Raw genomic sequence first — 19,141 nt, forward strand, 5'->3', positions numbered from 1 at the left:
CGACGCGGCGGCGCGTCCAGGCGCGAGGGCTTCAGTTGCAACGACCGGCGGCGCGCAGCAGCGCGTTGCAGGCCGGTGCTGGTGCCGGTGCTGCGCCGCTCGGCGGCTTCGCGGCAGAGCGGCGTGCGGAGGCGGGTGCGTCGCTCTGCCGCATCTCCTGGCAGATCGCATCGCTCACCACGCGGCCCACCACCGACACCGAGCCCTCCACGTAGCAGTTGAACGTGCGTCCGCCGTCGGTCCTGGCGATGAAGGTCGTCTGCACCCCGCTGTCCGCGCGGTTCGAGATGGTGAACGCGCCGGGCGGCAGGCCCAGCGCGCGCGAGGTGTTGGTGACGATGGCGTCGTCGGTCACGGCATGCGAGGCGCATCCGCCCACGAGCAAGGCGGCCGCGAGCAGTGCGAAGAGGAACAGGGAAGCAGAGGAGGAGGGTGAAGGTGTCATGCAGCGCCGCGAAGTTCGTGAAAGCGTGAAAGTGGGGCGAACCCGCACGGGAGCTCCCAGCCTAGCCAGACACCGCGCGCGGCGAAACAGCACCTTCGGGCAGGTGCCCGATGGTGCTATGGCCCCGAGCGACCCGCGTTCCTACGATCCGTGCCTCTTGAACGAGCACAGAAGGCGCCGGGCCCCGGCGCCAGCGAACGAGGAATGGCAGACATGACGAAGAAGAGCGCCTGCAGGCGATGGATGGCTTGCGTGTGGACCCTGGCCCTGATGACGTTGACGGCATGTGGCGGTGGTGGCGGTGGTTCCGGTGGCGGCCTGTTCCCGCCCATCGGGTTGCCTCCGCCCGCGGGTGCGGCGTACCGGCTGGACGTGGGCATCACCGGTGGCGGCCGCGTCGCCTCGCAGCCCGCGGGCATCGACTGCGCCGACAGCTGCGGCGCGGATTTCGCAGCAGGCACGCAGGTCACGCTCACTGCCGCACCGGCAGCGGGGCAGGTGCTCGGCAGCTGGGCAGGCGCCTGCAGCGGCAATGCCAGCGTGTGCACCGTGCGGATGGATTCCGCGCTGGCCGTGACGGCCACCTTCGTCGCCGCGCCGCCGGTCGTCGGCTGGGGCGATGCGCTCACGCTGTCCGCCGGCGGCGCGAGCCAGCCGAAGGTGGCTGTCGATGCGCAAGGGCGCGCGCTGCTCGTGTGGCGCCAGCTCGAGGCCGACCAGCTCACCGACAGGCTGTGGGGCAGCCTCTACCGGCCGGGCGGCGGCTGGAGCGCGCCGCAGCGCCTGGAGGCCAACAGCGGCGGCGTGCGCGACATCCGCGTTGCCATCGACAAGGCCAGCGGGCGCGCCGTGGTGGTGTGGACGCAGTTGAGCTCGGTGGCGGGCTACGACCTGTGGGCGCTGCAGGTCGACCCCGCGACCGGCTGGGGCGCACCCGCGCTGCTGGAGACGGGCAGCGGCACCGTCGGCTTCGCGAGTGCGGGCATCGATGCCAACGGCAACGCGATGGCCGTGTGGTCGCAGATCGGCCCGGCCACGCGCTTCAGCATCTACGCCAACCGCTACACCCCGGGCGGCGGCTGGGGCGCAGCCGGGCTGATCGAGACCCACGAGGTCGTGGGCGCGGTGGACGGCGATCCGGCCGTGGTGATGGCGGGCTCGGGCGAATCGGTGGCGGTGTGGAAGCGCTCCACCGGCAGCAGCGCATCGCTCTGGACCAACCGCGCGGATGCGGACGGCAACTGGTCCGCGGCTGCCGAGCTGGTGCCGGATGCGGGCACCGCGCAATCGATCGGCGCGCACGACCTAGCGATCGACGCGGGCGGCAATGCGCTGCTGGCCTGGGGCCAGACCGATCTGCCCGGCGGCACCAACCAGTGGGAGAGCGCGGTGTGGTTCAAGCGCTATGCCGCGGGCGTCTGGCAGGGCGGGACCGCGCGCGTGGGTGCGCCGTTCGTGGCCACGCAGGCCTTCTTGAGCACGCCGGTGCTGCGCATGAATGCGGCCGGCGCGGCGGTCGTGAGCTGGGGCCGGCAAGACCAGGCGCTCATGGCCGCAACGGCAGCGCCCGGCGCCGCATTCGGCGCCGACCACGTGGTGCGGCCCGCCGCTTCGCAGGCGCTGGCCAGCCTGCCCGCCCTGGGCGTGGACGATGCGACCAACGCGCTCACCGCGTGGACCCAGGCCAACGGCGCGGGCACCAGCGACCTCTACGCCGCCCGCCACACGCCGGCCGAAGGCTGGAGTGGGCCTGCTCTGCAGGAGACCACCGATGAAGCGGCCAACACGCCCGACATCGGCATGAACGAGCTGGGCAACGCGGTGCTGGCCTGGCAACAGTTCGAGCCCGGCGCGGGAACGCGCATTCTGATCCGCCACTACGCTTCCGGCAGGTAGACCGACCGCTTCCCATTCAAGTGCACCTGAAGGCGCATGTGCTGTGATCGGAGAGGTTTCGCGAGTCGCAGCGCTGGCCTATCCGGCGGCGTGGCTCACGGGGGCTTTTCCCGCGGCCCTGCCTGTGCAGCTGGCTCAGGTCATTTCTTCGGAATAGATCCAGCGGCACCCCGGTTTCGCAACGATCACTGCGCCGAGCAAAGCCGCGGCAATGGCATCGGCCGGATTGGCGCGAAGCTTTTTCGGAAGGATCGGGGCGAGGAGCCGGGTCAGCATCAGCGCCGCTCCTTCTGCGCTCCTTGCTTCGTTTCGCTCTCCGCCAATGAGGCTGGGCCTGCAGATCGTCAGCGATCGGAACCCGATTTCCCGGATGTCCCTTTCCACTTCTCCCTTGGTCCTTGTGTAGAAGAAGGGGGAGCCTGTCGATGCGCCCATGGCCGTCACGATGGCATAAGTTTCCACACCTGCGGCGTGAGCCGCCTTGCCGAACGCAACAGGCAGTTCGTGGTCCACATGGAGGAACGCCTCCTTCGAGCCGGCCTTTGCCTGGGTCGTGCCCAACGCGCAGATGACCGCATGAGGTTTGCTCGATGCCAGAAGCGGTGTGAGCTCTTCAAGGCGCGACGCGACGGGGTTCACCAGCTTGTCGCTGCGCGCGAGCGGCGTGCGCGTGGGGGCGATCACCTCGGAAAATGCGTCGTCGGAGAGCGCGAGCTTCAAGGCCCGGCTTCCCACCAATCCCGTCGCGCCCAGCAGTAGCAGTTTCATATCCAGGCCCTGGTCCAAAGGAGGTTCAACTGTGCCGCAGGCCCTGGGCCGCGTTCGAGACGGGTTCCCATTTTTCCCAGTTGCTCAGGCGCGCGGCATACACCGCCCGGAGCTTTGCGATCATCAGCGACCCCAGTACCAGGCGAAGGGGCGGATCCCTGGCGTCCACGGCCTCGAAGATCGCTGCGGCGGTTGCTGCCGGATCTCCGGAATCCCCGGTTTTGAACGAGGAACGAATGGCCTGACGTATCGGGTCATAGGCGCCGATGGCAGGCGGGGATTGCACTGACAGGCGGAATTCGGTCGCGAAGTGATCCGGCTCGATGATCGTGACCTTGATCCCGAATGCAGCCACCTCGCCCGCGAGCGCTTCCGACATGGCTTCGATGGCGAACTTGCTGGCGGTGTAGCTCCCACCGGTCGGAAAGCCGATGATGCCTCCGATGCTCGACACCGTCAGGATGTGACCGTTGCCCTGCGCGCGCAGGATCGGCAGCGCCGCCTGGACAACCGAAAGTGTCCCGAACACATTGGTGTCGAAATTGGCCCTGACCTGCTCGTGCTCCAACTCTTCGATCGCGCCCATGTACCCATAGCCGGCGTTGCACAGGACGACATCGAGGCGCCCGAAATGCCGATGTGCGCGACCGACGGCTTCGAATACGGCGTCCCGATCCGTGACATCGAGCGGCAGTACCAGCAACGCATCCGGATGAGCCTTGGCGAGTTCATCGAGCGCGCCGGGATCTCTGGCCGTGGCCGCGACCCTGTCGCCGCGGTTCAGCGCAGCCTTCGTCCAGACCCGGCCCAATCCCCGCGACGCTCCAGTGACGAACCAAACCTTCGATGACGACATCATTGAGCTCCTGCTTAAAAAACTACACTGAGTGCAATTTATCGCACTCAGTGCAAATTTGTCAAGGAGTTCGCCTACCGGCAGACTGACGAGGATGGATATCTTGGAAAACACACCCGGCGGCTTGCGGGATCGCAAGCGCCAACTGACGCTCGACCGCATTGCCGAAGCAGGCCTGAAACTCTTCATCGAAAACGGCTACGAGGCGACGACGCTCGATGCGATCGCGGCCGCCTCGGGAATCTCGCGGCGCACTTTTTTCTACTATCTGAAGTCGAAGGAAGAGGTGCTGCTGGCGCACGAGAGCGGCAAGTTCCCGCAGTTTCTGCGTCCGACTTTCCTGATGCAGTCGCCCGATCAGTCCCCGATCGCCGCAGCCCGCAAGACCTTGCTGGCCCTTGCCTCGATGTACGAGACCAAGGAGTCGATCCTGGCAGACAGGATCCTGCGATCCATCGAGGCGCTTCGGCTGCGCAAAGAGGCGCTTCTCGTCCAGATGGAGGAAGTCCTGGCCGAGGCAATGTACGAACTGTGGCCGGATCCTGCCCGGCGGCCTGCCTTGCGTCTGAGTGCCATGGTGGCCATGGGTACGCTCCGGATCGCCAAGGAGAACTGGCGGCGGGAAGAGGCGGCCTTTCCGTTGACGCACTACATCGACCAAGCCTTCGACCTTCTCGATCGGTCGTGAAGCGATGCATCCGGGTTCATCGGAGCGGCGGGTCTACCGGTGTGACCGGCATGCTCCGTGACCGACAGCGCGCTAGATTTCCCAGAGTGACTGGTAATTCGTGATGGGACGCTCGAACCGAACGCCAATGCACACGAATTCAGATGCCAGGGCCAGCATCGGCGCCTGCCCAGAAATGAAGGCAGCCTTGCAATGCCTTGATGGCCCCAAGCTCGACGACGGCAGTCTCCGCATTGCGGGCAGAAGTGACGCTCGGGTCCTACCCATCGCCCGAGCCAGCTTCCATTAAAGTCCGCTGGCCCGCGACAGGCAGGCGCACGGTCCGCGCCAGCGGCAAGCAGCAAGCAAGGAAGGGACAACCCGATTGATCGCCCACGCAGTCGAAGCCGCAGCACTGGCCAGCATCGCCGAGGCCGAGCAGGTCATCGACCGCCTGCAGGCCGCCAACGACCCCCTGCTCGAAGAGCATCTCTACGAAGCGTGGCTGCGCAAGGGCGAGGCGCTCGCCCAGCTCGGCCGGCACGGCGAGCGCGTGGCGCTCTGCGATGCGTTGATCGCGCATGCCGATGCGGCGCCCGCCGGCCGCGCGCTCTGGATCGTGCAGGCGTTCAACGCCAAGGGCAGTGCATGGCGCGCCATGGGCGAGGCCAGGCGCGAGATCGGGGCGTATGAAGAAGTCGAGCGCCGCTTCGGCGACGCAAGCACGCCCGAAGTGCGCACCTGGGTGGCCCACGCCGCCTTCCAGCGCGCCGTGGTGGCCGGTTCCCTCGGCGGCGCGTTCGCCAAGGTGGACATGGTGCGCAGCTGCGAAGACATCGCGCGCCGCTATGCCGGCGATGCGCCCGAGGCCACGCGCGAGATCGTCGCGCGCGCCCGCATCTGGCGCGGCGAGCTGCTTGCCGATCTTGCGTACCCGACCGAATCGCGCGAGGCCTTCGATGCCGTCTGGCGCGACCTGGCCTACGCGCCCGAACCTTCCGTGGCCGCACGCGTCGGCCATGCGCGCATCACGCAGGCCATGGGCCTGGCCGAAGCCGGCCGGCGTGTGGAAGAGGCCATCCCCATGCTCGACGAAGTGCTCGCCGCCTACGCCGGCGACCCGCGCGAGGCGCTGCGCGAAGTGCATGCGCGCGCCGGGTTCCTGCGCGCCGACATGCTCGACGACGCCGGCGAGCACGCGCTGGCCCTGGCTGCGTGCGAGGACGTGCTGGCCGCGCACCTTGCCGACGAGCTGCCCGGCGTCGCGCTGCGGGCCTGCCGCGCGATGGCCCTGAAGACGCATGTGCTGTATCGCCTCGACCGGGACGGCGAAGTGCCTGCGGTGCGCGCCGCGCTCGTCGCGCGTTTCAGCCATCACACCGGTGCCGACATCGAGGAGCTGATGGCCGAGGTGATGTGCCGCACCGCCTACGACGCCGAGGAGCCCGAAGACGTGCTGCCCGCCTGCGACGCGCTGGACGCGCGCTTCGGCGAATCGGCGCTCGTGCCGGTGCGGCGCTGGGTGGCGCGCGGCCAGGCGCTGCGCGACATCGGCCGCTCGGAAGACGCCGCCGCCCAGTTCGAAGCGGTGCACGCGCGCTTCGGCAAGCACACCGGCGAGACCGATGCCGCGCTGATCCTGACCACGACGCGCGCCGCCATGGCCGCCGCCAGCGTGCTGCGCGGCGCCGGCCGCAACGACGCGGCGATCGCGCTGTACCAGGCGGCCGCATCGGGCGTCGATGCGGGCGCGAGCCAGGCGCTGCGCGAGGAGGCCCTGCACGCGCGCCTGCAGATCCTGGCCTTGCGAGGCGAGCCGCCCGACGCACAGGCGCCGATGCTCGATGCGCTGGCCGCTGATTTCGGACGCGATCCGGCCGCCGATTTGCGGAGGCAAGTGATCGACGCGCTGTACGCCCACGCGCACGAACTGCGCGAGGCCAAGGCCTTCGATGCATCCCTCGCCGCCTACGACCGCCTGCTCGCGCTCACGGCCGAGGAGAGTGATGAGGGCGTGCTCCGGACCGTGGCGAGCGCGCTGCTCAACAAGGGCTACCTGCTGCTCAAGCTGGTGGACCGCCCGGCCGAGGCGCTGGTGGTGTACGACGAAATCGTCGCGCGCTTTCGCAACATCACTTCGGAGGCGATGCGCGATACCTTGTCGAAGGCGGCTGCGAGCCGCCAGACCTGCCTAGTCACGCTCGACAGGCTTTCGGGCGCGGATTTCGGCGGCGACTTTCCGGACCTGCCCGTCGACAAGCTCGATGAGATACGCGCCACGATCACGCGCGGCTACGAACTCGGCGAAGCCGGCAAGCAGCGCGAGGGCATCGCGCTGACCGACCAGGTGCTGGCCGAGCACGTCGAAGCCAGCCACCCCGAGCTGCGCAACCAGTGCTCGCGCGCGCTCATCAACAAGACCTACATGCTGCAGCAGCTGGGCCAGCTCGAACGCGTGATCGCGTGCGCGGATGAAATGGACGCGCGCTACGGCGGAGAGCTGTCGATGTCGATCCAGGAGCGCGTGGCGCTGTGCCTGGGCTACAAGAGCGCGGCGCTCGACAAGCTCGGGCGGCATGACGAAGAGCAGGCGGTGTACAGCGACATCATCGCGCGCTGGGCCAGCTCCAACGTGATCGATCTTCGCCGCCGCGTGGCGCGCGCGTTCTATTGCCAGGGCCTGACCCACAAGCAGGCCGGCGACACCGACGCCGCGCTGGAAAGCTACGCGCGGCTCCTCGGTCGCGACGGCCACGCGAAGGACGCCACGCTGCAGCTGTGGGTGGCCAAGGCGATGATCGACCAGGCGAGCGTGCTCGGCCAGCAGGGTGACCAGGCGGGGCGCGCCGAGGTCTACAGGACGCTCATCGCCCGCTTCGGCGAGAGCACCGATGCGCCGATGCGCGAGCGCGTCATCAACGCGAGCGAATGGCTTGCGGATGCGAATGGCTTGCGGATGCGTATGGCTTGCTGGGCCAGCACGAGCAGCAGTACACGACGATCAGGGACACCCTGCGGCGGTTCGGCACCCAGATGCCCGAAGCGCAGAAGGCGCGGCTCAGCCACCGGCTGGGGCCGATGACGCTCGGGCGATTCGCGCGCAAGCTGATCGATCGGGTGAAGGGTGCGGGGCGATGAAGGTGAAGAAAAGGAATTGCAATTGACCGATTCACGAACGCGAACGCTGCTGCTGGCGCAGTTCGACATGGCCTGGGCGCTGGCGCAGTACCACCTGCAGGGGCTGACGACGCAGGAGTGCCTCTGGGCGCCGGCCGAGCCCTGCATCCACGTCCGCCGGGACGGCGACACGTGGCGCGCGGATTGGCCCGAGACCGAGGGCTACGAGATCGGCCCGCCTTCGATTGCCTGGACCACCTGGCACATCTGCTTCTGGTGGACCAAGGCGATCGCTCACATGGAGGGGAACGTTTCGATCGACGCGCGAGACGTGCCTTGGCCCGGCGATGCCGATCGGGTCCGCGCGACGGTCCAGTCGCTGCACGATCGCTGGCGCGCGCTGATCGAAGGCACCGACGACGCCGGTTTCCAACGCCCCCGCGAGAACAGCTGGCCCCTTCCCCAGAGTTCGTTCGACAGCATCGCCGCATGGCTGAATGTCGAGCTCATGAAGAATGCGGCTGAAATCGGCGTGGTTCGATTTCTCTATGCGGTGTCTTCGCCGTCGCGAAAGATGTGATGCCGCCGGCAAGGCGAAAGCGTGTCCCGGCCGTGCCGGGTCTTCCTGCAAAACACTGAGGAGCAACGATCGACATGTGGCCATTCAAAAAGAAGAAAGAGCCGTGGGACGACAAGTTCGCCGCACTCGCCCCGCTGGTGCTGGCGTCGGACCAGGTCATGGGACCGAACCGGTTGCCCGTGTGCTTCGCCTACCGCGTGAAGCCGAACAACCCGCACGATTCGGGCTGGATCTTTCTGAGCGGCAGGGAAAGCCAGGGCGTGCTCGATGACCATCCACCGAAAATCTGCCCTCTGAATTCCTTTCTCAAGATGGACCCATCGCTGAGCGCAGTCACGGACAAGCCCGTCGGCTCGGCATGGGAGCGCGAGAGCGCCGATGCGGCCTGGAAAGAGGTGTTCGGTTTCAAGCCACGCGGCTGAGCCGCCGGCCTGAAGGGTTGATGGAAAATCGGGCACCGCATCGCTGACGCGGCCAGCACGCCACCCCCACCCCTCCATCCCCACGCATCGCATGCGCATCCACGAACTGAAACGACGCCTGCGCGAAGCCGGCGCGGGCCCGAGCCACGAGCAGCGCATCCTGCGGCTGTGGTCGCACGCGCTGCCGCGCGACAGCGGCCGGCGCCTGCCGCACAGCTTCTTTCCGTCGTCGTTGATGGAGGCGCTGCCGGCCATCGAGGCCGAGCTCGCGGGGCTCGCGCGCATCCACACCGTGCATCCCGGCGCCGATGGCTCCGAGCGGCTGCTGGTCGCGCTCGCGGACGGCCAGACCGTGGAGAGCGTGCTGCTGCCGCGCGATGGTTTGTGCGTCTCGTCGCAGGTCGGGTGCGCCGTGGGATGCCGGTTCTGCATGACGGGCCAGGGCGGGTTGCTGCGCCAGGTGGGCAGCGCCGAGATCATTGCGCAGGTCGCGCTCGCGCGCACGCGCCGCAAGGTGCGCAAGGTCGTGTTCATGGGCATGGGCGAGCCGGCCCACAACCTGGACAACGTGATGGAGGCGATCGAGCTGCTCGGTACCGTGGGCAACATCGGCCACAAGAACCTGGTGTTCTCCACCGTGGGCGATCCGCGCGCGTTCGAGCGGCTGCAGCAAGAGCGCGTGAAGCCCGCGCTGGCGCTGTCGCTGCACACGACCAAGGCCGGCTTGCGCAAGACGCTCCTGCCGCGCGCGCCGAACATGACGCCCGAGGAACTGGTCGATGCGGGCGAGCGCTATGCGCGGGCCACCGGCTACCCGATCCAGTACCAGTGGGCGCTGCTGGAAGGCGTGAACGACGGCGAAGACGAGATCGAAGGCATCGTCCGGCTGCTCTCGGGCAAGTACGGCGTGCTGAACATGATTCCGTTCAACGCGGTGGATGGCGTGTCGTTCAGCCGGCCGTCGTGGGAGCGCTGCGAGCAGATCGCGCGCACGCTGCACGAGCGGGGCATTCTGACGAAGCTGCGCGATTCGGCGGGGCAGGATGTCGATGGCGGCTGCGGCCAGTTGAGGGCGCGTGCGGCCGCAGAGGCGCCGGTGGTGCTTCGAAGAGGCGCTGCTGCTGCTACTGCTACTGCCGGCTCACTGCGATGAGCGTCCACACGATCACCACCAACTGGGCGAGGTTGATCAGGATGGCGGTGATGTGCGTCTTGCGGAACCCCGGAATCGCGTCCATGTAGTTGGACTTGATCTGTTCGCCGAGCGCGTCCATCTTGGGAATGACCTTCTTGCGCAGGACGATGGCCATCGCCGCCAGCGCCGCGGCACCCGCAGCGATGCCGTAGCGTCCTGCGAGCGCAAAACTGATCGCCGTCGCGCTGGCCGTGATGAACGCGCCGACGTAGTAGAGGTTGAAGAAGCCGCGCACGAAGCGCGCATCGAGCGGCGTGTCGTGCTTGAGCACCAAGAGCGGGATGGAGCCCATGATGAAGTAGGCCGTGGTGACCAGGAGGGCCACTGTGAAGAACAGGGCGGCGAACATGGCTGCGGACATCTTGGTTTTCTCCATGCTTTGCGACGGGACGTTCGGCGCGGAAACGGCCAGCCTGGGTTCCGCGATGCGGTCATGCCGGTTGGAAAATATCCGGTGGCGCGCCCGATACGGATTGGGCGTCGATCCGATGGAACAAGGCAAGGGGGCTTCTATTTAGTTGCCGATGGCCTGAAGGTCTTGCTCCACTCGCAACGCCCTAGAAAAGGCCCTGCTGCGCCGTCGTCAAAGCCATGAAGCTCTCTCCCATCGGCTGGAGGATGGCGTCGGCAATCGGCTGGAGTTGCTTGCTCAGGTAGTGCTCGTAGTCGATGCGGGACTGGCGAACCTCCATGGGCTCGGGCCCGCCCTGGGTCATGACGTACCGGATCCAGCCGCCGTTCTGATATTGCTTCGGGCGGTTGACCCGCGCGTTGTAGTCGTCGGCGACCCGTGCCGCGCGGACCTGCGGAGGCACGTTGACGAGGTAGGCATCCAGGCGGTGGCGCAGGCGCTTCCTGTAGACGAGCAGGTCGTCCATCTCGCCGGCCAGCAGCGCCTGTGCATAGTCCGCGACGAACGCCTTGTAAGGCTTGTCGTGGAAGATGCGCGAGAGCAGCCCCTCCTGGAACTGGCGTGCCAACGGGGTCCAGTCGCTGCGGGCCATCTCCAGGCCGCGGTAGACCATTTCCTCCTTGCCCCCGGCGTCGACGCCCAGGCCTGCATAGCGCTTCTTGCTCCCCACATCCGAGCCACGGATGGTCGGCATGAAGAACTTCTGGTAGTGGGTGTCGAACTCGATCTCCAGGAAATTCGCGAGGCCGTGCGCCTCGCGGAGAGAGTGCGTCCACCAGGCGTTGATGTCTCTGGCCAAGGTGGCCGCGATGGCGTGCGCTTCTTCGTTGGTGTGGGTACGCCGCAGCCAGATGAAGATGGAGTCGGTGTCGCCGTAGATGACCTCGTAGTCCCGTTCTTGCACGAATTCGCGCGTGAGCTTCATCATCTCGTGGCCGCGAAGGGTGATGGCGGACACCAGCAGGGGATTGAAGAAGCGGCAGTCGGCCGCACCCAGCACGCCGGCGAAGGAGTTCATGAGCAGCTTCAGCGCCTGCGACAACGGCTCGTTCTTGTCCCGCTTGGCTTCGTCCCGCGCGCGCCAGAGCGTGGTCACGATTTCCGGCAGGCAGTGTTTCTCGCGCGAGAAGACGGTGCCTTGCGGGCCCTTGACGGCCATCGCCGGGTCGGCGGCGTGGGTGCCTTCCACGAGGCCCACGGGGTCGACAAGGAAGGTGCGGATGATGGACGGATAGAGGCTCTTGTAGTCCAGCACCACGACGGAGTCGTAGAACCCGGGCCTGGAGTCCATCACGTAGCCGCCGGGGTAGGCCTTGCTCGCAATCTCGCCCACGTTCGGCGCCACGTAGCCCAGGCGATGCATGCGCGGCAGGTAGTGGTGGCTGAACGCGGCAATGGAGCCGCCGAAGTGGTCGGCCTGCAGGCCCGTGGTCTGGGCGCGCTCCATCACGAACTGCAGCAGCTTGGCTTTCTCGAAGATGCGCAGGACCAGCTCGCAATCGCGGATGTTGTAGTGCGCGAGCGCGGGCTTGTCTTCCTGGTAGCGCCGCTCGATCTCGGCCATCTTGTCGTAGTCGTCGCCGATGGCCTTGCCCTCGCCCAGCAGCGCTTGCGAGACGGTCTCCAGGCTGAAGGAGGGGAAGCTCCATACAGCAGCCTTCAGGGCGTCGATGCCGTCGATGATCACGCGGCCCGGCGTGGGCGCGAACAGGTAGCCCTGCTTGCCGGGATGCGTGCGCCATTCGATGGGCCGTCGCTCCCGCCCGAGAAGCAGCGGCGCCCCGCATTCGTTGGCGGTCTTCTGGAGCACCCGCAGGTCGAACTGGACGACGTTCCAGCCGATGAGGACGTCGGGGTCGTTCCGCTCGAACCAGTCGTTGAGCTTCTCGATCATGGCCTTGCGGGTCGGGCAGTAGATGAGCGAGAAGTCCACGGGCTCGCCCGGCGCAACTGGCTCACCGGGTTCGGGCGGCGGCTCGCCCAGCATGAAGACGACACGGTCCGGCAAACCGTCCAGCGCGATGGAATAGAGCGCCTCGTGCTGGCTCGTCTCGATGTCCAGCGACACCACCTTCAGCACCGGCCGGTACTCGGGCGCGGGCCTGAGCCTGCAGTCGACGAGGGTGGCGCGGTCTGCCAGCCCTCCTTCCAGCCCTCCTTCCACGAGCACGCCCGCGGTGATGAAGCGCTCCATCAGGTAGCGGTCGTGCGGGCGCACGTCGGCTTCGAGCAGGGGAATGCCCTGCGCCTGAAGGGTGCGCGCCAAGCGGCCGAGCTGGCGGAAGTGCTTCGCATAGACGCCGACGACGGGTTCCTGCTGGAAGGTCTTCAGCGCGAGCTCACGCACCTCCATGCCCGGCATGGCCGCGAGGTGCGCTTCGACCTGCGCTCTGTGCCGGGTTGCGACGAATGCGACCGAGGTCTGGGAGGGCAGGACGACTTTGATCGGTCCGCCATCCGTTGCGAGCCAGTATTCGATCTCCGTGCCGGCCGGCGCATCCCGCCAATGGCGGGTGAGGATGAAGCCCTTGAGTTCGGTGGACGTCACGGGAGCCTGAGGAATCGGGTACGGCAGTCCTTCAATTCGCGGCGCCCCGGTGTGCCCTGCTCGAGATGCCGATCGAGTTTTTGTCCAGATCCTTCGCATTGGCGAACGCGTACCCATTGGCTTCATGCACGGACCCGAACGCCAGGCCCTGCAGCGCTGCCTGCGCGGCGAATGTGTTGACGTCCTTCACATGAAAGCTCAGCTTCACGCCCACTTGTCCGAGCTTCACGGACTTGGCGGCCTGATGGATGAGGATGCCTGCGCCGCCGTCCGGATGCTTCAGTTCGATCAGCCCTTCGACGACTTCGCCGCTGGTGACGAAGCCGAAATGCCGGGCATAGAAGGCCGCGGATTTCTGCATGTCCCTGGCGTAGAGGATGACGGTTCCGAGCGGTGATTCCATGGGATGTTTTCGTGGTGAGGGTGCGGCGGGATTTCCCTTCTCCCCGCCGGCTGCGCCCGGATTGTCAGGCACCCGTGCGCCGACCCGGTGCGCGAACGTCTGTACCAGAAGCGCGCGCAACGCGTTGCCGCCCCCATTGGCAACCCACCATCGCCTGGGGCCGTCACGGATCTGCCTTTTGGCCCCGCGAGACTCGGTCAGGGTTTTCCCGCATCCACGGGCCGACCCCCTCCAACAACTCGCAAAGAACCAACCATGAAGACCTCGCAACTCGCTCTCGCCGCCGCACTCGCGGTGCTCGCCGTCACCACCGCCCAGGCCCAGCAATCGTCTGGCCGCAGCCGCGCGGAAGTCGAAGCCGAAGCCGTCGCCGCTGCCCACGCACCGAACCAGAACGTGACCCGCGGCTCGCGCGGCGCCGATCCCTTCGTTTCGTCGGCCGATCCTGAAGCCATGAACAAGCAAGCCGTGGACACCGCCCACGCGCCGAACCAGAACGTGACGCGCGGCTCGCGCGGTCCGGACCCGTTCACCGCGCAGCGCGACCCGGCGCAGGTCTACCAGGAAGCCATGGCCACCGCCGCGGCGCCCGACCAGAACGTGACCAGCGGCTCGCGCGTGAACAGCAAGGTCGTCTCGACCATGCAGAACCCCGTGCTGCAGTCGGCGCAAGGCAAGTAAGCAGAAGAGAGAGAGACAGGCAGGCAGGCAAGCCGTCCTCCGGTCCGCGCGCGGGCCGGCGGGCGGCGATATCGGGCATGTGCAGGAGCAGGGCCGACCGATGAGCCGGTGGCCGCATCGCCATCGCTGGCGGAAGAACTGGCGCAAGAGCGCGAGCGGCCGATGGTGCCAATGGTGCCAATGGCCCCGTTCGTGAGCGCCAACCGGCAGCGCTCCTGCATCGCGCGTGGCGCGGTGCGAAAGGCTCAGCCGCTCAGGCGTAGGCCTTGGAAGACAGCTTCTGCAGCATCGCGGTCTGCCGCACTTCCTCGGAATCTCGCAGGCTCTTGGCGGCGCGGGCGGCCACGTAGGCCACGTACAGGGTTTCGATGGCCTTGGCCCAGTCGTGCGCCTTCTGGGAAATGCCTTCGGGTTTGACGGCCGCTCCTGTCACGGCGTTGGTCGAGAGATCGTCGTCCGGTCGCGCCGGCACGTCGAACCCCACCTTGCTGAGGATGTTGGCTTTCTGAAGGATGGTGAGCATTCGGTCGCCTCTCTGATTTCTCTCTGATCGCTTTGCATTAGCAGATTAGTGCTACTCGGCGCGGGGCGCTATCAGCCGAATGACGTATGCGCCTGTCGTCCAACACCGGGTTCCTTTGGCTGCTTTCAAGTTTCGTGCCATGAACGGACGGGCCGGCCTCCCGGCGGCGCGCGTTCGTTGCATGGAGTGTCTCTTGCGCATGACCCCTAGATGGGTCGCAGGCCCCGCCGAACGATCAGGACTTACCCTGAATGACGGATTCAGGCGGCCGTGTGCTGCCACACGAGCGTGGCAGCGGCCAGGTCTTCGAGCGCGCTGCCGACGGCCTTGAATACCGTGCGTTCCGCATCGCCGTTGCGGCCCGCGCGTTCGCCGCGGCAGAGGTCGGCGAGCGTGCCCTGCACCTCTTGCGCGCGCAGCGTGCCGGCCGCGATCGCATCGAGCAGGTCGCCCGATTTCTGCAGGGCTTCGTTCGTGTCGATGAAGGTGCGTGAGCGCGCAAAGCACTGCACGTCGGCCTCACGCATCGCGGGCGTGAAGCTGCCGATCAGGTCGAGGTGCGAGCCCGGCGCGAGCCACGCGCCGCGCACCAGCGGGGCGGCGGACAGCGTGGCGCAGCTGACGATGTCGGCACCCCGCACGGCTGCTTCAAGATCAACGGTCGCCTGTGCATTCCATCCCGCGGCACGCAGCTGCGCGGCCAGGGCCTCGGCGCCTTCGGGGCGGTGGTTCCACACCGTCACTTCGTCGATGGAGCGCACGCTCGCATGCGCGGCCGGCAGCATGCGCGCGATGCGGCCGGTGCCCAGCACCAGCAGGCGGCGCGCATCCTTGCGCGCGAGGAACGAGGCGCCCAGGGCCGAAGCCGCGGCGGTGCGGCGCGCGGTGATCTCGTTGCCATCCATCATCGCCAGCGGCACGCCGGTGTGCGCGTCGTACAGCACGTAGGTCGCATGCAGGCCGGGCAGGCCGCGTGCGCTGTTGCCGGGAAAGATGTTGATGGTCTTGATGCCGAGAAACCCCGCATCGCTCCACGCCGGCATGATGAGCACGGTGCCCTTGCTGCTGCCTTGTGCACCTGCAGTCTCGATGCCGTGCACATGGCGCGGCGGCACCTGCGCCTCGGCCGCGAAGGCCGCGCGCAATGCGGGCACGAGCTTGTCGAAACCCAGGGGCGCGCGGGTGGCGGCTTCGTCGAAGTGCTTCATGGGGTCGGCGAACGCATTGCAGCGTCGAAGAAGTCCGTCAGCGCCTGCTGGTAGGTGGTGCCGAATCGTGGTGCGGACATCGGCTCCAGGTGGCCGGCGCCGGGCACTTCGATCAGCCGCTTGGGCTCGCGCGCATCGGCGAAGAGCCGCTGCGAATGCGCGTGCGGAATCACGCCGTCGGCCGTGCCGTGGATCAGCAGCAGCGGAATCGGCGAGATGGCCGCCACGTATTTGGACGCCGCATAGTCGTCGCTCACCAGGAGGCCCGCGCCCGAGAGCTTGTCGTTCGCGATCGACGAGTACGAATAGAAAGTCGATTCGATCGCCGCCGCCTTCACGCCGGCCCGGTTGCCCGAACCGACGACCGCCATCGCATTGGTGCCGCCCAGGCTCTGCCCGAAGACGAAGAGGCGCCCGGCATCGACATCGCCGCGCGAGCGCACGTAATTCAGCGCCGCGCTGGAATCCTCGAACACGCCCTTGGGCTCGGGCACGCCTTCGGACTCGCCGTAGCCGCGGTAGTCGAACACGAACACGTTGTAGTCCTGCCTGGGCAGCCACGCCACGAAGCGCCAGTGCGCCGACATGTTCTGCGCATTGCCGTGGAAATGAACCACGGTGCCCTTGGCCTCCTTCGGGTTCTGCCGGCCCACGGCGGGAATGAACCAGCCGGTCAGGCGCGTACCGTCGGCGCTCTTGAATTGCACGCTTTCGTAGCGCAGGCCGAGCGCATCGGGCGTCTCGTAGCGCACGTGGTCGGGGTAATAGAACATCGACTGCACGCAGCCGCCCAGGAACAGCGGCACGGCGCACAGCACGAGCTTCCACCAGCGGCGGATCGGCGCCGTCATGGCGTGCCCGCGGCCCGGCGGTTTTCCGCGAGCATGTTGCAGAAGAGCGCGCCTTGCTCGATGGCATCGTCGAGGGCGATGTGCGTGTGCGGCAGCGGGTCGAACCAGCGCCTGGGCATCGCGCGCTTGGTGCTGTCGCGGTAGTCGAGCTTGAGCATCGCCATCGCGAACGACTTGACGTCGAGCGCCGAGTGGCTGAACGGGCTCTCGCCCGCAAAGCGCATGAGGTACCAGTAGACGAACAGGAAGTCGAAGCCCGCGGGGTAGGCCACGAACACCGGCCGCGCGGGCAGGCCCTTGAGCCAGGCCACGTAGTTCTTCATGGCCCGCGCCGGGTCCTGCAGGTCGGTGCGGCACGCGGCCCAGGCCTCGGGCTGGGTCTTCCACCACGCGGCGGTCTTGGGATCGGCTTCGGCGCCGGGCAGGGTTTCGAGGTTGGCGCTGAAGGTGGAGACGAGTTGCTTGTCGGCCGTGTAGGCGGCCGAGCCGAAGCTGAGCATCGAGTTCGGGCCGGGGATGGGGCCGTCGGATTCGACGTCGGTGCTGATGTAGATCTCGGTCATGGAGTCAATCGATGTCGAGGATGGACCCGACCGAGCGCTGGAGTTCTTCGACGAGTTCGGGGTCCATGTATTTGTATTCGTCGGGGATGTCGAGCACGTGGATGGGCTTGCCTTCCAGCATCCGCGTGAACTCGGCCACGAGCCGCGACTTGTGTTTTTCTTCCATCACGAGGATGACGTCGGCCCAGTCGATGTCGTCGAACGAGACCTTGTGCCGCGCATTCGGGCTGGTGCCCGCAGAGCGAGCCGCGATCAGCGGATGCCGGCGCCACAGTTGTTCCGCGGTGGGGCTGCGCCATTGGTTGCGGCTGCAGATGAAGAGGACGTTGCGCGCAGGGGTGGTCATCGGCGCGGAGGATAGCTCAGGCCTGCGCGATGCGGCTCCATTCGATGCCGTGCTTGGCAAGGTACTTGCGAAGCCGGTCCGCATCGTTCACCACGCTGCGCTGTTCGCGCGATGCCTGGAAGAGCTGGCGGCCTGCATCGGAGAGGCTGCGCGCTTGCCGGCACACCCGCACCACCGCGTCGAGTTGCAGCCGGTCGAACAGGTCGAGCGCAGCCGCACGCGCTTCGCCCAGCAATGCATCCAGATCCACATCGCCGCTGAACGTCGCGGTGGGCCCGCCGCGCTTCCACAACCATCGCAGCCGCGCGATCTCGGCCTCGACCAGCGCGACCGGAATCCGCCCACCGTCCGCCAGCGTCGCGAGACGCGTCACGCTCGCCGACAGGTCGCGAAAGTTGCCGCTCCAGATCGCCTCGCCGCTCTGCGCAAACCGCAGGTACGCCGCGCGCGCCTCGGCGTTGAAGCGCACCACGCGATGGTTCTCGGCCGCATGAATGGCCAGCAGGTGATCGACATTCGGCTCGATGTCCTCGGGCCGTTGCGCAAGGCCCGGCAGGTCATACGTCCAGAGGTTGATCCGCGCGAACAGGTCTTCGCGAAACCGACCCTCCGCGACATCGCTGCGCAGATCGCGGTTGGTGCCGGCGATCAGCTGGAAGTCGCTTTCCACTTCCTTGTCCGCCCCCACGGGGAAGAAGCGTTTCTCCTCGATGGCCTTGAGCAGCATCGCCTGCTCGTCGGGCCCGAGTTCGCCGATCTCGTCCAGGAACAGCGCGCCCTGGTTCGCCGTGCGCAGCAGGCCGGGCCGATCGCTCGCGGCTCCGGTGAAGGAACCCTTCTTGTGGCCGAACAAGGTGGAAGCCGCCCCGTCGCCGCGCAGCGTGGCGCAGTTCACTTCCACGAACGGACCCGTCATCTGGTGGCGCGCCTGCTTCAGCTCGAACATGCGCCGCGCCAGGAACGACTTGCCCGCGCCCGTCGGCCCGACCAGCAGGATGGGCGCGCGCGAGCGCACGGCCACGCGCTCGATCTCGTCGATCAACGCGTTGAAGCGCGCGTTGCGCGTGGCGATGCCGCTCTTCAGAAACGCGACCGCATCGCGCTGCTCCGCGTCGAAGCGCCGCGCGATCACGTCGTAGCGCGAGAGGTCCAGGTCGATCAGCGTGCACTTGCCGGCCTCGCCCTCGCGCTGCTTCTTCGGTGGCGAGGTCTGTGCGAGCACGCCCGGCACCACGCGCGATTCCGACAGCAGGAACATGCAGATCTGCGCGACGTGCGTGCCGGTGGTGATGTGCGTCCAGTAGTGCTCCCGCTCGGTGTCGAAGGTGTAGGCGCGCGCCCAGTCGTACAGGCGCGTGTAGACCTCGCCGAAGTCCCACGGGTCTTGCAGCTCGAGCGGCACGAGGTTGACGGTGGTCTCGGGCGACACGGCGGCGATGTCGGCCTTCACCACTTCGGCCAGCGCCTTGTGGCGCAGCGTGTAGAGCAGCTCCATGCGCGAGACGACCATGTCCTCGTGCTGCGCGAGCGAGACCGTGGGGCGCCACTTGTTCCAGCGGCCCGCGCCCTGGCCGGCGTCGAGCTGGGTGCCGAGGAAGCCGATGACGACGATGGGTTTTTTCTTCATTGCTTGGATAAAAGACTATCCAAAATTATAAGA

19 protein-coding genes are annotated in these 19,141 nt (G+C 67.3%); 7 read left to right on the forward strand and 12 right to left on the reverse strand.

Features of this window, described 5'->3' with window-relative positions; all coding sequences use genetic code 11:
• Positions 1–31: 31 nt before the first annotated feature.
• Positions 32–445, reverse strand: coding sequence for a hypothetical protein (locus BM133_RS21975; protein ID WP_093438397.1), 414 nt, complete (start codon positions 443–445; stop codon positions 32–34).
• Between the two features lie 213 nt (positions 446–658).
• Between BM133_RS21975 and BM133_RS21980 the strand changes: the two genes are divergently transcribed.
• Complete coding sequence (locus BM133_RS21980) at positions 659–2,341, forward strand: InlB B-repeat-containing protein (RefSeq protein WP_143100179.1); 1,683 nt, start codon at positions 659–661, stop codon at positions 2,339–2,341.
• A 135-nt stretch (positions 2,342–2,476) separates the two neighbouring features.
• Here BM133_RS21980 and BM133_RS21985 read toward each other — a convergent pair whose 3' ends face one another.
• A complete protein-coding gene (locus tag BM133_RS21985; RefSeq protein WP_093438403.1) occupies positions 2,477–3,109 on the reverse strand; it encodes an NAD(P)H-binding protein in 633 nt (210 codons plus the stop codon).
• Between the two features lie 25 nt (positions 3,110–3,134).
• Entirely contained in the window at positions 3,135–3,965 is an 831-nt protein-coding gene (locus tag BM133_RS21990; protein ID WP_093439342.1) for an SDR family NAD(P)-dependent oxidoreductase, read from the reverse strand.
• Positions 3,966–4,068: 103 nt separating this feature from the next.
• Here BM133_RS21990 and BM133_RS21995 point away from each other — a divergent pair, with 103 nt between their 5' ends.
• The 5 genes from BM133_RS21995 to BM133_RS22015 all read left to right on the forward strand — a co-directional run bounded on the left by BM133_RS21995 (position 4,069) and on the right by BM133_RS22015 (position 9,904).
• Positions 4,069–4,653 (forward strand): TetR/AcrR family transcriptional regulator, encoded by a 585-nt coding sequence (locus tag BM133_RS21995; RefSeq protein ID WP_177224909.1) that lies wholly within the window; start codon positions 4,069–4,071, stop codon positions 4,651–4,653.
• A 364-nt stretch (positions 4,654–5,017) separates the two neighbouring features.
• Positions 5,018–7,714 carry a hypothetical protein gene (locus BM133_RS22000; protein WP_093438408.1) on the forward strand — a complete coding sequence of 899 codons (2,697 nt, stop codon included), beginning with the start codon at positions 5,018–5,020 and terminating at the stop codon, positions 7,712–7,714.
• Between the two features lie 78 nt (positions 7,715–7,792).
• Entirely contained in the window at positions 7,793–8,329 is a 537-nt protein-coding gene (locus BM133_RS22005; protein WP_218158396.1) for a DinB family protein, read from the forward strand.
• A gap of 74 nt (positions 8,330–8,403) precedes the next feature.
• A complete protein-coding gene (locus tag BM133_RS22010) occupies positions 8,404–8,751 on the forward strand; it encodes an immunity protein Imm33 domain-containing protein (RefSeq protein ID WP_093438411.1) in 348 nt (115 codons plus the stop codon).
• A gap of 91 nt (positions 8,752–8,842) precedes the next feature.
• Positions 8,843–9,904 carry an RNA methyltransferase gene (locus BM133_RS22015; protein WP_093438413.1) on the forward strand — a complete coding sequence of 354 codons (1,062 nt, stop codon included), beginning with the start codon at positions 8,843–8,845 and terminating at the stop codon, positions 9,902–9,904.
• Here BM133_RS22015 and BM133_RS22020 read toward each other — a convergent pair.
• From BM133_RS22020 to BM133_RS22030, 3 genes are all read right to left on the reverse strand, one after another.
• Positions 9,882–10,307, reverse strand: coding sequence for a hypothetical protein (locus BM133_RS22020; RefSeq protein ID WP_093439348.1), 426 nt, complete (start codon positions 10,305–10,307; stop codon positions 9,882–9,884). The genes BM133_RS22015 and BM133_RS22020 overlap by 23 nt on opposite strands.
• A gap of 196 nt (positions 10,308–10,503) precedes the next feature.
• Positions 10,504–12,906 carry a DNA polymerase II gene (locus BM133_RS22025; protein ID WP_093438416.1) on the reverse strand — a complete coding sequence of 801 codons (2,403 nt, stop codon included), beginning with the start codon at positions 12,904–12,906 and terminating at the stop codon, positions 10,504–10,506.
• A 31-nt stretch (positions 12,907–12,937) separates the two neighbouring features.
• A complete protein-coding gene (locus tag BM133_RS22030; RefSeq protein ID WP_093438418.1) occupies positions 12,938–13,309 on the reverse strand; it encodes a VOC family protein in 372 nt (123 codons plus the stop codon).
• Between the two features lie 255 nt (positions 13,310–13,564).
• Between BM133_RS22030 and BM133_RS22035 the strand changes: the two genes are divergently transcribed.
• Positions 13,565–13,990: a hypothetical protein gene (locus tag BM133_RS22035; RefSeq protein WP_093438421.1), complete on the forward strand. Its 426-nt coding sequence runs from the start codon at positions 13,565–13,567 to the stop codon at positions 13,988–13,990.
• 253 nt (positions 13,991–14,243) lie between these two features.
• Here BM133_RS22035 and BM133_RS22040 read toward each other — a convergent pair whose 3' ends face one another.
• From BM133_RS22040 to rtcR, 6 genes are all read right to left on the reverse strand, one after another.
• Positions 14,244–14,513 (reverse strand): hypothetical protein, encoded by a 270-nt coding sequence (locus BM133_RS22040; protein WP_093438423.1) that lies wholly within the window; start codon positions 14,511–14,513, stop codon positions 14,244–14,246.
• 260 nt (positions 14,514–14,773) lie between these two features.
• Entirely contained in the window at positions 14,774–15,721 is a 948-nt protein-coding gene (locus BM133_RS22045) for a bifunctional Delta(1)-pyrroline-2-carboxylate/Delta(1)-piperideine-2-carboxylate reductase (protein WP_093438426.1), read from the reverse strand.
• A complete protein-coding gene (locus tag BM133_RS22050; RefSeq protein WP_093438428.1) occupies positions 15,718–16,572 on the reverse strand; it encodes an alpha/beta hydrolase in 855 nt (284 codons plus the stop codon). Before BM133_RS22050 ends, BM133_RS22045 begins: the two co-directional genes overlap by 4 nt.
• Positions 16,569–17,135 (reverse strand): 3'-5' exonuclease family protein, encoded by a 567-nt coding sequence (locus BM133_RS22055; protein ID WP_093438431.1) that lies wholly within the window; start codon positions 17,133–17,135, stop codon positions 16,569–16,571. Before BM133_RS22055 ends, BM133_RS22050 begins: the two co-directional genes overlap by 4 nt.
• A gap of 4 nt (positions 17,136–17,139) precedes the next feature.
• Complete coding sequence (locus BM133_RS22060; protein ID WP_093438433.1) at positions 17,140–17,481, reverse strand: low molecular weight protein tyrosine phosphatase family protein; 342 nt, start codon at positions 17,479–17,481, stop codon at positions 17,140–17,142.
• Positions 17,482–17,497: 16 nt separating this feature from the next.
• Positions 17,498–19,108, reverse strand: coding sequence for an RNA repair transcriptional activator RtcR (rtcR, locus tag BM133_RS22065; RefSeq protein WP_093438436.1), 1,611 nt, complete (start codon positions 19,106–19,108; stop codon positions 17,498–17,500).
• Positions 19,109–19,141 lie beyond the last annotated feature (33 nt).

It is taken from the genome of Variovorax sp. 770b2, from assembly GCF_900115685.1.
Classification (GTDB): domain Bacteria; phylum Pseudomonadota; class Gammaproteobacteria; order Burkholderiales; family Burkholderiaceae_C; genus Variovorax.

Coding starts and splice junctions, on each gene's coding strand:
- rtcR (WP_093438436.1), bottom strand. CDS start 19,108: ATGAAGAAAAAACCCATCGTCGTCATCGGCTTCCTCGGCACCCAGCTC.
- BM133_RS22010 (WP_093438411.1), top strand. CDS start 8,404: ATGTGGCCATTCAAAAAGAAGAAAGAGCCGTGGGACGACAAGTTCGCC.
- BM133_RS22055 (WP_093438431.1), bottom strand. CDS start 17,135: ATGACCGAGATCTACATCAGCACCGACGTCGAATCCGACGGCCCCATC.
- BM133_RS21990 (WP_093439342.1), bottom strand. CDS start 3,965: ATGTCGTCATCGAAGGTTTGGTTCGTCACTGGAGCGTCGCGGGGATTG.
- BM133_RS21980 (WP_143100179.1), top strand. CDS start 659: ATGACGAAGAAGAGCGCCTGCAGGCGATGGATGGCTTGCGTGTGGACC.
- BM133_RS22015 (WP_093438413.1), top strand. CDS start 8,843: ATGCGCATCCACGAACTGAAACGACGCCTGCGCGAAGCCGGCGCGGGC.
- BM133_RS22035 (WP_093438421.1), top strand. CDS start 13,565: ATGAAGACCTCGCAACTCGCTCTCGCCGCCGCACTCGCGGTGCTCGCC.
- BM133_RS22030 (WP_093438418.1), bottom strand. CDS start 13,309: ATGGAATCACCGCTCGGAACCGTCATCCTCTACGCCAGGGACATGCAG.
- BM133_RS22040 (WP_093438423.1), bottom strand. CDS start 14,513: ATGCTCACCATCCTTCAGAAAGCCAACATCCTCAGCAAGGTGGGGTTC.
- BM133_RS22050 (WP_093438428.1), bottom strand. CDS start 16,572: ATGACGGCGCCGATCCGCCGCTGGTGGAAGCTCGTGCTGTGCGCCGTG.
- BM133_RS21975 (WP_093438397.1), bottom strand. CDS start 445: ATGACACCTTCACCCTCCTCCTCTGCTTCCCTGTTCCTCTTCGCACTG.
- BM133_RS21985 (WP_093438403.1), bottom strand. CDS start 3,109: ATGAAACTGCTACTGCTGGGCGCGACGGGATTGGTGGGAAGCCGGGCC.
- BM133_RS22045 (WP_093438426.1), bottom strand. CDS start 15,721: ATGAAGCACTTCGACGAAGCCGCCACCCGCGCGCCCCTGGGTTTCGAC.
- BM133_RS22060 (WP_093438433.1), bottom strand. CDS start 17,481: ATGACCACCCCTGCGCGCAACGTCCTCTTCATCTGCAGCCGCAACCAA.
- BM133_RS22020 (WP_093439348.1), bottom strand. CDS start 10,307: ATGTCCGCAGCCATGTTCGCCGCCCTGTTCTTCACAGTGGCCCTCCTG.